10 protein-coding genes are annotated in these 13,550 nt (G+C 51.8%); 8 read left to right on the top strand and 2 right to left on the bottom strand.

The window, feature by feature from the left end; translation table 11 throughout:
• Nucleotides 1–1,281 (top strand): hypothetical protein (locus OXH16_06300; GenBank protein ID MCY3680988.1); only part of this gene is annotated, 1,281 nt, incomplete at its 5' end.
• A gap of 84 nt (nucleotides 1,282–1,365) precedes the next feature.
• Nucleotides 1,366–3,219, top strand: a complete 1,854-nt coding sequence (locus OXH16_06295; GenBank protein ID MCY3680987.1) for an ABC transporter ATP-binding protein — start codon at nucleotides 1,366–1,368, stop codon at nucleotides 3,217–3,219.
• A gap of 66 nt (nucleotides 3,220–3,285) precedes the next feature.
• Here the strand turns inward: OXH16_06295 and OXH16_06290 are convergent, their stop codons facing one another.
• Nucleotides 3,286–5,736, bottom strand: a complete 2,451-nt coding sequence (locus tag OXH16_06290) for an ABC transporter permease (GenBank protein MCY3680986.1) — start codon at nucleotides 5,734–5,736, stop codon at nucleotides 3,286–3,288.
• A 214-nt stretch (nucleotides 5,737–5,950) separates the two neighbouring features.
• Between OXH16_06290 and OXH16_06285 the strand changes: the two genes are divergently transcribed.
• The 6 genes from OXH16_06285 (at nucleotide 5,951) to OXH16_06260 (ending at nucleotide 13,128) form a co-directional block, all read left to right on the top strand.
• Nucleotides 5,951–7,747, top strand: a complete 1,797-nt coding sequence (locus OXH16_06285; GenBank protein ID MCY3680985.1) for an ABC transporter ATP-binding protein — start codon at nucleotides 5,951–5,953, stop codon at nucleotides 7,745–7,747.
• A 29-nt stretch (nucleotides 7,748–7,776) separates the two neighbouring features.
• A complete protein-coding gene (locus OXH16_06280) occupies nucleotides 7,777–9,105 on the top strand; it encodes a hypothetical protein (protein ID MCY3680984.1) in 1,329 nt (442 codons plus the stop codon).
• Nucleotides 9,106–9,119: 14 nt separating this feature from the next.
• Nucleotides 9,120–9,938 carry a phytanoyl-CoA dioxygenase family protein gene (locus OXH16_06275; GenBank protein MCY3680983.1) on the top strand — a complete coding sequence of 273 codons (819 nt, stop codon included), beginning with the start codon at nucleotides 9,120–9,122 and terminating at the stop codon, nucleotides 9,936–9,938.
• 14 nt (nucleotides 9,939–9,952) lie between these two features.
• Nucleotides 9,953–10,744, top strand: coding sequence for a phytanoyl-CoA dioxygenase family protein (locus tag OXH16_06270; protein ID MCY3680982.1), 792 nt, complete (start codon nucleotides 9,953–9,955; stop codon nucleotides 10,742–10,744).
• 15 nt (nucleotides 10,745–10,759) lie between these two features.
• Nucleotides 10,760–12,193 (top strand): arylsulfatase, encoded by a 1,434-nt coding sequence (locus OXH16_06265; protein MCY3680981.1) that lies wholly within the window; start codon nucleotides 10,760–10,762, stop codon nucleotides 12,191–12,193.
• A 113-nt stretch (nucleotides 12,194–12,306) separates the two neighbouring features.
• Nucleotides 12,307–13,128, top strand: a complete 822-nt coding sequence (locus tag OXH16_06260) for a phytanoyl-CoA dioxygenase family protein (GenBank protein MCY3680980.1) — start codon at nucleotides 12,307–12,309, stop codon at nucleotides 13,126–13,128.
• 15 nt (nucleotides 13,129–13,143) lie between these two features.
• Here the strand turns inward: OXH16_06260 and OXH16_06255 are convergent.
• Nucleotides 13,144–13,550: TIM barrel protein (locus OXH16_06255; GenBank protein ID MCY3680979.1), on the bottom strand; the 407-nt coding region annotated here is incomplete at its 5' end.

The raw sequence follows: 13,550 nt of genomic DNA, 5'->3' as shown, positions 1-13,550 counted from the left end.
CAGCCTGTTTTCTGGATCGGCTTCGCTTTCGCGATCTTCCCGATTATGTGGAACATGATCGGATACTTCACACCCTTATTCCCGGCCATTCCAAGAGATTTCGGGCTTATCCAACTGGGTCGAGACTTTCCCCCCATCGAGACCCGATTCTATCCACTGATCATCGGTGCCTCTTACTTCGTTGAGCTCGAAGTATCCGGAAGCATCATTATCTACTTCCTGTTCCTGACGTTTCAGCTTGGTATGTTCAGAAGATTTGGATTCGAAACAGGTCCACTGCGCGCAGACACTTCCGATTTTGAAAACTGGCAAGGACTTGGCGCACTTTTCGTCCTGATTCCCTGGGGACTGTGGACCGCCCGCGGCCATTTGAGAGATGTCGCCAGAAAGGCATTTACAAAGGACCCGACGATAGACGATACTCGGGAGATGCTCTCCTACCGTTCAGCAGTATTCGGACTCATCCTCAGTGCGCTGTTCATCTGCGCGTGGTGCGTCGCATCGGGAATGACCGTATATGTGGCATTTGTCTTCGTCGGCCTTGTCATTGTGGTCTGGCTTGGGATCTCAAAGATCAGCATCGAAACAGGACTGATCAGCTCTCGCATCATACACGCGCAGTTCGCGACCTACCATATTGTCGGGCTCACAAACATGAACGCGCAGAGCATTGTGGCATTGGCGTTGACCTACACCTGGCACCGCGATCTGAAAACCGTCCTGATGGCCCCTATGGCCAACGCCACGAAACTCTTCGATGATGTCCGAGAAGACCGGGGGAGAATGATCCTCGCAGTCGCAATCGCCGTTGCCGTTGTTGTGGGAGGCAGCGCCTATTACGCGATCGCTTCCGGCTACCAGACGGGCGCATACAACTACGGCAGCATCTACGCGGGATCCGTCCAGGCCGTATTTGATAGAGGCGTTGGTTACATCCGCGACCCCTTCGCAATGAAGCGACATCTCGCCTTGTGGGGGCTAATCGGAGTTGCCGTCACCGTCGCCAATATGGTCCTCCGATATATCTATCCGGCTTTTCCGCTGCACCCCATCGGCCTGGTCTCGGCAACCTCATACCCTGCCAATCGCACGATATTCTCAATTTTCTTCGCCTGGTTCGCCAAAGCCGCCATCCTCCGTATAGGCGGCATCAGTCTGTATCGCAAAGCCTCCCCCTTTTTCTTTGGTATGATGCTGGGGTATTTCGTTGGTGTCGGGATTTCGTTTGTCGTTGACCTGATCTGGTTTCCCGATGACGGGCATTCACTCGCGCTATACTAAATTAGGTAGCGAATTATTCGGAATATTCATAAATTTACGCGTCAATGTTGATTTTACGAAAGTCTCATAAGACCTGAGGATGGAATGAGAATTCTCGACATCCGACAGAGAAAGCCCGAAGTGTGGCGAGGTCCCGCCTGGTCTCCAGAACAGGAACGGGCAAACCGCGAATGGGAAACCTTCTGGCGTTTTTTTAAGTACCTGTATCCCCATAAGACAAAAGTCATCCTCGGGATGCTATTCATCATGGTAGGCGTTCCGCTCCGTGAGATAAGCGTCTTTGTGAATCGGTATCTGGTCGATGACGTCATCCTGAACTTCGACCTGCCAGTAGATCGCCGCTTGCAGCTTTTATTTATTGTCTTTGGTATCAAGTTCCTGATGTATGTCATCTCGAATGTCTCTCAGATAATACGGCGTATCCTCGGGTGGTATATCGACATGAAAGTCACCATCCACCTGCGCACGATCTTCTACGACCACCTCCACAAACTTTCCCTGGGCTTTCTTCAGAGTCGGCCCATCGGCGAACACATGTATCGCAGTACCGCCGACGTCGGAGGTGGCCTGATCACCATGATCACCGACGATGTTCCCAATGCGATCACCATAGCCTACCGGATTATCTGGACGGGCATCATCCTCAGTCTGGTCGATCCCTATCTCACAGTGCTGATTTTTCTCTACTCTTTTCCCTACACAGCCCTATCCCACTACTTCTACACGCGCCTTCAGAGAGTCCGATGGGACATGAGAATGCAGGCACAGTACCTGAGGACGATCTTGAGAGACGGTATAGCCGCGACCAAGACTGTCAAAGGTTTTGGCCGCATGCGCTGGTCTGCCCGCCGATATGCATCGACTTTTATCGAGAACCGCAGATACTGGATCAAGTACCGCGTTCTACATATCTTTACGCACCAGGGCGTTCTGTGGTTTCTCTCTGAGGGCGTTGAAAAATTGCTGTGGCTCTACGTGGGTTACCACACCATGACCGGGGAGTTGAGCATCGGAGAATTCAGCGTTGTGTTTTTCCTCGCCCGGCAATTTGAAGGCCCGATGGAGAGAATGATCAAGCTAATCCAGAGCATTCGCCTTCAACTCGTCCAGGCCGAACGCGTCCTGCAAACCCTTGACGTTCGTCCCCAAATAAGCGATGCGCCCGATGCGAGCACCCTGCCACCCCTCAGCGGCACAGTCGAATTTAGAAATGTGGGATTCGAATACGTATCGGGACAGCCCGTTCTGGAAAATATCAACATCACAATCCGTCCCGGAGAGCGCGTCGCATTCGTGGGGCCCAGTGGCTCGGGCAAGACCTCGATGCTATACCTCATCTTGAGGCTTTACGATCCCACCACCGGATCGGTTCTCGTAGATGGACGCGACCTGAAAGACGTCCGACTCTTGAGCTACCGCAACCAACTCGGCGTTGTGCTGCAAGACACCTTCTTATTTTCCGGAACTGTCCGCGAAAACATCCGCTATGGAAATCTAAAGGCTTCGGATGCAGACGTGGAGGAAGCAGCGCGTATGGCCGCGCTTTACGATGCCGTCATCGACCACCCGGAGGGATTTGAAAGAGATATTGGAGAGGGAACGAGATTATCCGGCGGACAAAAGCAAAGAATGGGTATTGCCCGCGCCCTGATCAGAGACCCCGCTGTTTTCATTCTGGATGAGGCGACCTCGAACCTGGATTCCCGGTCGGAAGAACACGTCATGGACACGATCTGGAACGTATCGGAAGGGCGAACCACCGTGATGGTATCTCACAGACTCATGACAGTTCAAAAAGCAGACCGAATATACGTTTTAGATCAGGGCAGAATTGTCGAAAATGGCACACACGACGACTTGCTATCAGCAAACGGCCTCTACCGCAGAATATGGGATGAGCAGATGCAGTTGGGCACAGACGTCGATGCAGCCGACTGACGAATAGACGAATAAACGAATAGACGCCCCCCACCCTACCCCAAGTCAGTTCAAATCTCGATTCGTCTATTCGTACTTAAGCGCCTCAATCGGATTGGTCTGCGCCGCTTTCCATGCCTGGTAACTCACTGTAATCAGGGCAATAGCAATAGCCAGTACACTGCTCAATACAAATACCGAGACATCCAGACCAATGCGGTAGGCAAAATCGGCTAACCAGTCATCGAGCATGTAATAAGCCAGGGGCCAGGCAATAAGACTGGCAAACGCGACCAGCACGACAAATTCGGCTGAAAACATCGTCACAATTTGCCCGGCAGACGCACCGAGCACCTTGCGCACCCCAATCTCCTTTGTGCGCCGTTGGGCAGAAATAGCGGCCAAACCGAACAGACCCAAACAACACACCACGATCGCCAGCAAAGAAGAAATGCCAGCAATTCTTCTCAGGCGAAGTTCATTCCGGTACGCAGACGCAAACCCATCGTCCATAAAAATGGGATTAAACGCTTCGTTGGGCACGAACTTATACCATTCCTCTTCCAAAAAATCCATCGTCTCTACAAACTGCCCGCCCTTTATTTTGAGCGTTAAATACGCATATAGCCTGGCCCACTGAACAAATGCGAGGGGCGCGATTTTTTCCTTTAAGGAATCAAAATGATAATCCTTAAACACGCCCACAACAGTACCCGTGCCACCGCCCCCATCCAGCTTCTGAATTTGTTTGCCGATGGGATTATCCCAGCCAAATAATTTGGCTGCCGACTCATTGATCAGAAATTCGCGCGTCCATCCCCTGAGGGGATCTCCCTTGCCCGGGGTGAAGTTTTTGCCAGCAACCAGCTCAATACCCATTGTTTTTACAAAATCCCCATCGACCTCGTTGATCAGAATCCACCAGTCATCCCCCGGCAAATCTTCCGGGCGAATGGGCTTGCGCCGCGAGCCACCCCCGCTGGGAAAGGCGCGATACTGAGATGCGGTTGCCCCAATGACATTGGGATGCCTCAAAAACGACTGCTTCACAGTACTGTATCGCGACGACAGGCGGTTGGCGTGAACGAAATGCGCCTCTCGGCTCGAAATAAAAATGGGCAACATGACCAGGTGTTCTGTATCAACCCCCAGATCCCGATCCAGCATATAAGAGATCTGGTTGCGCACGACCAGCGTGCCCACGATCAAAAAAATCGAAATTGAAAATTGGAATATCACCAGGCCCTTCCAGAACCACGAACCACCCGATCTGGATTGAACCTGACTCTTCAATGTATCAATCGGTTGCCAGGCAGACAAAACAAAGGCGGGATAACCTCCGGCGAGTATCCCGGATACCAGTACCACGCCGATCAACGCCGGAATCAAAGTCATATATGCCTTGAGATCTAATACCAGATTTTGCTGGATCAAATCATTAAACACGGGCAGCATCGCCCGAGCGACAATAATTGCCAGCAACGACGCGAGACAGGCGACAATCAGGGACTCTCCCAGAAATTGCTGGATCAACTGACCGCGACTGGCACCGACTACTTTTCGCAAGCCCACCTCTCTTGCGCGCCGGACTGATTGGGCTGTCGCCAGATTCATAAAGTTCACGCAGGCAATGATCAGAATAAATGCGGCAATCACACACATCGTATAGAGTTGATCGATATCGCCGAAGCTCTGAATATCGTAATCCGCACGCGAATGCAAATAGACCCGATGCAGGGGTTGAAGATGATACGCATTGTATTTTTGGATTTCTGCGCCCATATAGCGCTTTATAAAATCCGGAAATTTTTGTTCCAGTGTTTCGGGAGAAACCCCTTCTTGAAGCAAAATATAGGTTTGTACCGGTCGAAAACCCGCAGCCGGATCCCATCTGTGCAATTTGTTGCTCCATTGGGCATTGGGGTCTCTCGATACGAACATATTAAATGGGATTGTCGTAGGCTCAAGGCGATCTTTCAACACACCCCGCACAATATAATCTCCGCCAAAAATCGAATTGACAACGGTGAGCACCTTGCCCATCGGGTTTTCCTCGCCGTAGATAACATTCGCCATGCGCTCGGTAATCACAATACTCGTTGGATCTTCAAAAGCCGTCTGTGCGCTGCCTTGAACAAATTCGGCTTCAAATACGTCAAATACGTGTTTGTCAACGCGATTGAGCCGTGTGGGAAACAAAATATTCTCGCGTTCGACCTTCACGTTCCAGGGCCATATTCGAACGGCTGACTCTACTTCGGGAAAATCGCGTTGCAACGCGGGGCCCAGAGATCCCGACGTACCCCAGGAAAAATTGCGCGACCCGCCCTGGATATTTATTTCTCGCACGACCTTGTAAATGCGATCCCCCTTCTCATATCTGTGATCGTATTGCAACTCGCGTTGTAAGAACAACACAATCAAAAGACAGCAGGACATGGCGATTCCCAGACCGAGGATATTGAGCGCAGAATACACTTTGTTGCGCATCAAATTCCTGATAGCAATTTTGGCGTAATTTCCAATCAGATTAAACATGAATCAGGCTCCTGCAGACGCAATGAATGTGTCACAACATACAAACTACTATATAAAAAAGTGGATTTTCTACCAGACGCAATTGTTTTCTGTTCTCCCACAAACCCGAAAATCCAATTGACATTCGAACATATCTTCGCCTAATTTAAGCGGTTTGGTGTCTTTCGAAGAAATAGCATCCACGCCTGTATTTGGACAGGACTGAGGCCGGACGATGTTCAACTATTTTCCACCTCCCCGCAAGGGAGTAAAACAGTCGCTCATAAGAGTCTTTCTGCGTTTTCTCAGGCTGATGATTCCGGTCTGGGATAAGGCGCTGCTCGTCGTAATGGGCACAATCGTCGTCAGCACATTTCGGGTTGTGAATCCGTGGCTGAGCAAATTCCTCGTCGATGATGCTTTTCCAAATCAGAATTGGAACCTGTTTTACAGCATCTTTGTCGCCTATGTCGTGCTTGTTCTGATTCAGAGATTGGTCGGCACCATGTCAACCATACTCAATCACTACGTAGATCTACGCGTGAGCTTAGCCCTCAAAACCCACTTCTTCACCCACCTCCAGCGTCTCTCCATGACCTTCTATGAGAGTCGTGGTATTGGCGAGCACATGTATCGCGCCAGCGCAGATACGGGGGCCGTAATGCGCATGATTACGGACATCTTGCCAGCGACATTGCGGGCGGTCTATGAGTTCATACTTATCCTCATCTTCACCACCTGGTTGGACTGGCGAGTCTCGCTGGTCATTCTGATTTACTCGATTCCATACGGGATGATCGCCCAGAAGATCGCGACCATACAGCGCAGATTCGATCGCCGCGTAAGAGAGAGATGGCAGGCGCGCGACTCAGGGCTTCAAGAAGGCGTTGCCGGAGCAGCCGTCGTACAGACATTTGGCAGGCGCAGGCACGAAGTAAAGCGATATGTCAATCTCACCATCGAAGGCTATCGCGCCGCGATGCGCCTGTTTTATATGCGTACCATCGAACGAGAAATCGCGGGCAATAGCGGCTTGCTCCCCTGGGCTAAAAATCAACTGATAAGACTATACTTCCTCAGAGAAGTTATTTTGGGCAACCTTTCCTATGGGTCCGTCTTCCCCATTTTCTCCTATTCGAACCGCCTGTCCAATCCCATTCAAGTCCTGATTCGGTATTTTCAGCAAGTTCGCATTGCAATGGTTCCCGCCGAGCGCATTCTCGAAACACTGGATCAAGTTCCCGCTGTTACAGACCGTCCCAATGCACCGGCAATGCCACCTGTCAGGGGCGATGTCGTCTTTGACAATGTTTCCTTTTCTTACGAGGATGGCACACCGATCCTGCGCAACCTGAGCTTCACCGTTCAGGCAGGTCAAAAAATCGCCCTGGTGGGACACAGTGGATCGGGCAAAACCACGGTAGCGAACCTGCTTCTCCGGCTATACGATCCAGATTCGGGCAGGGTAATAGTAGATGGCCAGGACCTCAGAGAAGTAAAATCGAGCACCTATCAGGACCAGGTTGGTCTGGTTTTACAGGAAACGCATTTGTTCAACGGAACAATCAAAGAAAATATCCTGTTCGGTCAGCCCCATGCATCTGACGATGAAGTGGTCAGAGCCGCCCAACTGGCGGACATAGACGCATTTGCCACATCCCAACACAACGGATATGACACCGATCTTCGAGAAGGCACGCGAATCTCAGGTGGGCAGAAACAGCGGATCGGGATTGCCCGCGCCATGGTTCGCGATCCCAAAATTCTCATCCTCGACGAGCCCACATCATCCCTGGACAGCGCCACAGAACAGCGATTTTTGCAAAGCCTGGATCGCGTGGCAGAAGGGCGCACCACATTCATAGTCTCTCACAGACTCACAACAGTGGCAAATGCCGACCAGATCATCGTTCTCGGCGACGGTCAGATCCTCGAACAGGGGACACACGCAGAACTGATTCGCAATGGGGGCGAGTACGCAGAGATGTACCGGCGATACCTCGGCCTGGATGATACCAGACAAGTTGGGTGACGCAATCTCCTCATAACACAGGTAAAAAAATGCAAACGACAGAGAAACCGAAAACACAGAGCTTGAGAACCCGCAGACTTATTGCGAAGTACGTCAAATATCTGGAGATATTCGGATATGGCTTTGTTTTTGCGGTCGCCACAGCCATTGCCTTTCTGTGGTTTACGAAGACAGAAGACCTCGTGTTATCTAATGCCGAACCGATCAAGCCGCACGAATATGTCCTATCTTCTGATGAGGATGTCATAGTCATAGAAGCACTCGTCGAAAATAAAACCGACGTAACAATTGGTCAGCCGCTATTTGAAATTTCCAGAGATCAATCCCAGATCAACCGCTATCGCGCAAAACAAGTAGCAGAAGAACTGAGTGGTGAACTCGACAGCCTTGCAATATCGTCTTCGCTAACGCTATCAGAACGGGAACTTCAAGGCGTGCTCAGAAGTTCGGCGTCCATCTGGGAACAAGAACTTCCCAGACGCGAGACATTGACCGCTACGCACTCCGGCGTCATCCTGTTCGAAAAGGAAATCGTCGGAGCGGTCGTGGAAAAAGGAGACGAAATCGCGCGCATCCTCGATTTTGACGATCTGCGAATTTCCGCAGGCTTAAAGGGCGCCGCACAAAGGCTCGCACGCGTCGGTCAACTGGCTCATATTGAAGTGATTACAACTTATGGAGACGGCGAAATACTGAGAACAGACGTCGATTCGCCGGATTGGTGGAGCACGGGATTTGCACAATTCAACGACATCTCGGATGGTCAGGTCTCCAAGCAACTGGAAGAGTATTTTTCGGGCAAACTCGTCGCCATAGAAGACGATACGGTATTCGCACTCGGCAAGGTAAAAAAAATAGATCTCCACAGCACATTAAACGTGCAAAATGCCGGGCCACTCGATCCCGAAGAAAAGATCGAAGCAGAGCCATTAAACCGGATAGCGCTAACCGGCACAGTCATCGAAGGTACCCACACCGCGGAATTCAGGATTCACACTTTTCCCAACGAGATTCAACAGGAAATCCAGAATACGCTTCAAGACCGCATTGTGGAACGGCAATTCGACACGGGCGGACTGCCCCTATCCGTAAATGAAATCACAGATCTGAGTATGATTATCGAGATGGATGCCGATGAGCCAGAGAATAACGAGATGGTCCAGAACGGACAGATGGTCGATGCCGAAAATTCAAAGCGTTCTTTTAAAGGCGTGATCAGAATCGACGATCCACATCCGGTGCTCAAGGCAAAAGTCCGGGAACTCGCATTGCTCAAAAAACCCATCTATATCAAGGCCATTGTAAAAGTAGTGGTGGGAGAAAGACGAATCGCAATGCTACTATTCAGAAAGAACTAATAGGAAGAATCACAATGAACGAAATCGAACAATACGAATTTGACCGTCAGGGATATATCACAATCAAAAACATGCTCACGGATGCAGAAGTGCAATCCCTGCGCAAAGCCGTTGACAAATTGGAAGAACACGCCCTATCCAATGTCGATCTCCCGCCTCGAAAACACAGTGCTTGGGGGGCTGATTACCATATCAATAAAGAAAAAGGCTACCACGTTCAGGGATCATGTGCCGAGGGAAAAACCCTGATCATCGAAGACTTTTGGAATGCAGATTCAACATTTGATCTCCTGGTAAACCACGAAAAAACATTGCCATACGTACAATCCGTCATCCGCGGCCGCTACACCATCAACAATTCAGAGATCCGCATTCGGTACAAAAACAATACATCGCGCAGCCACGGCGGCACGAGACCGGAAAATCAAAAATACCGCTATACCAGCAGTGATCGCATCGATTGCATGATGGTGCGCATGATTTACTTTATACACGATGTCACCAATGAACAGGGCGCGTTTTGCGTCGTCCCGGGCACACACAAAAGCACCCTGCCATGCCCTTATGACAACGATCCAGATGTAGAACCGGGCATGATCGGATTGGAAGCCAAAGCGGGCGATGCGATCTTTTTTACAGAACACTTGCGGCACGGTGGCTTGACCAATCGCTCAGATCAAGTCCGCAAAACCATCCACGTAGGCTATGGCCCCTACTGGATGATGTCGCAAAATATCGCAACCATGGATGAACCCCAGCATATCACATCGCATACACTGGCGCGATATACAAAAGAACAGCGCAATTTGTTTCGACCGTGGCCTGAAAAATAGAGGAGAAAAAGCCCATGTCTGAGAAAACAGCGCGTGAGCATCTGCCCATGTCGGATTACGAAAAATTCCTCTTCGACTTAAAAGGCTTCCTCGTCATCCCCAGTGTGCTCACCGACGAAGAAATCGCGATCGCACGCGACCACGTCGAAACGTATATGAAAACGCCCGAAAGCCTCCCCGAACACTATCGTTCACCCATTTCTGGTCCCACTGAATTTTTAATTGATCACCCGCGGGTCATGGGCATTCTCCAGGAAGTCATAGATCCGGATCGGGAGCGCATCCGATTGGAAAGCGTATTCATATCCGGCCGATCTGCTGAGAAAACCGGCAACGAGTGGCGGCCGCACGTGGGGGGCACAAACCTCCATCCTTCGTTTTCCTTTCGCTTCCACAACGGTCGCATCTACAGCGCAATGACGCGCATTGTCTGGGAATTGAACGAAGTGAAAAAGGGCCAGGGCGGCACCTGCCTCGTGCCCGGCTCGCACAAAGCCAATCTCGCTTCCGCCCAGGATGGTACCTGGCCCGAAGAAGCCGATGATCCGAACTCAGGCGTTTGGGAAACCTATGGCTGCCCACCGGGAAGCCTCGTCGTATTCTCAGAAGGCGTGCGACACACGGGATCTACCTGGACCAATCCGGACAATCCGCGACGCGCCATCCTCATCGCGTACAATCACGTAACCGTGCGATTCCACGAACCCAAGCCCTGTATGAACCCGGTCGTGATTAATGGCCTGGAAGAAAACCGCCAGTCTTTCTTCCGCGATGTCTGGATTTTAGCCAACAAGCGAAGGGGATAAAAGGAGATACACCCAATGCCAACTGCTCCCAATATACTCTTTATCCTGACCGACCAATGGCGGGGGGATTGCCTGGGCTATACCGGTCATCCCGCAGTTGAAACCCCTCACCTGGATCGTCTGGCAGACGAAGGTGTCACATTTACCCAGGCCTATGCCTCGTGCCCGGTATGCGTTGCTGCTCGCGCCACGATCCTCACGGGTCTCGCCCCCAAGCGCCACGGATATCTCACCAACGGCGGCGTGCAGTGGGACTATCCAGTAACACTTCCCGGAACCCTATCAGATGCGGGTTATCACACCCAGTGCGTCGGCAAAATGCACGTCTATCCCTGGCGCAATCTCGTAGGATTCCACAATGTCGTACTACACGACGGCTATATGCATCGCGCCCGGCGAGAAAACCGCGAATTTGGGTTGAACGACGATTACACCCCCTGGCTTCGGGAAAAACTCGGCGCGGTCTATGCCGACCACAACGACTCTGGCGTGGGATGCAATGGATACGCGGCACAGGCCTGGCCCTACCACGAAATGCTTCACCCCACGAGTTGGGTCACCTCGCAGGGCATTGACTTTCTGCGCAGACGCGACACATCCAAGCCCTTCTTCCTCACGCTGTCCTACCATCGCCCCCATCCGCCGCTGGACCCGCCCGCGTCTTTCTTAAATCGCTATTTGCAAAAAGACATTCCCCCACCCGCCATGGGAAACTGGGTTGACCACGAACTCCGCAGGGGAGGCCACGACAGCCCTATCCCCCGGGACCCAGCGCTGGTGGCCTTTGCTCGAAGAGCGTATTACGCACAGATTTCACACATCGATTTCCAGATCAACCGCATGATCATGGCACTCAACGAATACGGTGTCCAGGACAACACAGCCATACTCTTCACCGCGGATCACGGTGAAATGCTATACGATCACAACCATGTGGGAAAAGGCGTGCCCTATGACGGATCCGCTCGCGTGCCCTTCATCCTGCGAATGCCCAGAACATCTGGCGCTGTGGAACGTGGATCCCTCGTAGAATCGCCGGTAGAACTGCGGGACATCTTCCCAACCTTCTGTGACATCGCGGGAATCGACACCCCGGACGATCTCGACGGGGAAAGTGTGCTGAATTGTGGTGGGAATAATTGGCGTCCGTTTATTCACGGAGAACACGCGACATCAGCCAATCAGTGGCTCACGGACGGCAAGGAGAAGTACGCCTGGTTTACCCAGACGGGAAGAGAATTGCTCTTTGATCTAACCGAAGACCCCCGCGAAATCAACGACCTGTCCCGCGAGCGTCCCGACCGATTGGCCTGGTGGCGCAATCAACTGATCGAGGAACTCACAGGGCGCCCAGAGGGATTTGTCCAGAACGGAAAACTGGTGCCCGGGCAACCAATTCAGGGCCTGCTCCCCCACGTCGGCAAAGGCGTACCCAAAGGCGCGATTTGAGTAAGCGAATCTGCGAATCAACGAATCAACGAATCAACGATAGCAGTTGGGCGGCGGAGCGGGGTTCGTCTATTCGTCTATTCGTCTATTCGTTTTTTAGCGAGGAATATCCCATGTCACTTCACGAACCCTTTACAGAAGAAGAACTATCGCCGATTCTCGAAGATTTTTATAAAAACGGCGCGACCATCATCCGAAACGTCCTCTCCCGGGAAGAATGCGAGCAAATTTGCAGGCGCGTCGATCAGATCTTCGCAGAACCCTATTTCGCCGAAATGCGAAACGTAAAAATCAAACCACAGCACGATGGCAAAGAACCCATCGTTGTGCATCGGCTATTTGAGTGCGACCGGATGTTCCGCGACCTGCTCGTGCGCGAGCCTATCATATCCATAGCCGAAACAGTCCTCGGGCCACAGTGCCACTGCATGGCGCAGGGATGCATCTTGAACCGCACAGATCTCGGCATTAACCGCTTTCACGTAGATGACAGCCTGGAATTTCCCATTACGGATGACAATATCAGCAGTCATGACAGGCGTCTTCGAATGCCCGTTTTCCGCATGTCGTTCCAGATCGCCTTGACAGACCAGGACGAAGACCAGTATGGCCCCAGCCAATTCGTACCTGGCAGCCACTATGCGGGCAGACAACCCAACGATCCAGAAAATCCAACCTTCGATGGTCAAGGACCCAAATCCCTGCACATGAAAGCGGGTGACCTCTACCTCCTCAGCAGCCAGACCTGGCACCGCGGCGCCCCCAATACATCCGACCGCGTCCGCTATCTCTTTCACCAGGTCTATGGTCAGCGTTTCGTCGCCCAGCGATTCTGGCCCTATCTCAACTATCACATGCCCGATTACGTCCTCGAAGGCGCCGACAAACGCCTCCTCCGCGTTCTCGGAAAACACCCCGAAATGGCTTATGGGTAAGCTCTATTCACCCCCTCACCCACCCGGCACGAACTGCCGCAAATAATTCACAGCTTTGGGAACCGCTGTCTCTTCTGCCTCTTCATCCTGTCCCTCATACACGATCGACACCCAGCCGTTGTAATTCACCCCATTCAAAATCTCAAAAATGCGCGGATAATTCAGCCAGACCTCTTCTCCCGTAGAAATGCGATAGACCTTTGCGCGGACATGCACGGCAAGAGGGGCTGTCTCTGCAATACTCCCGTAGAAATCCAACGCCGGATCTTCGGTCCCGCGCTGACCACTCGACCCCGGCGACCCGACGTATTGCCCCGTATCGAGAATATGGGACAAATGGGGATTATCGACCGTCTCGAGAATCCGGCGCACATCTTTACCCGTGCGCGTAACACACCCGTGATTGTGATTGTGCAAACCCA

This window comes from Gemmatimonadota bacterium (assembly GCA_026705765.1).
Classification (GTDB): Bacteria; Latescibacterota; UBA2968; order UBA2968; family UBA2968; genus VXRD01.
Note: the sequence above shows the minus strand (reverse complement) of the source record. Positions and strands in the feature narration are given on the sequence as shown.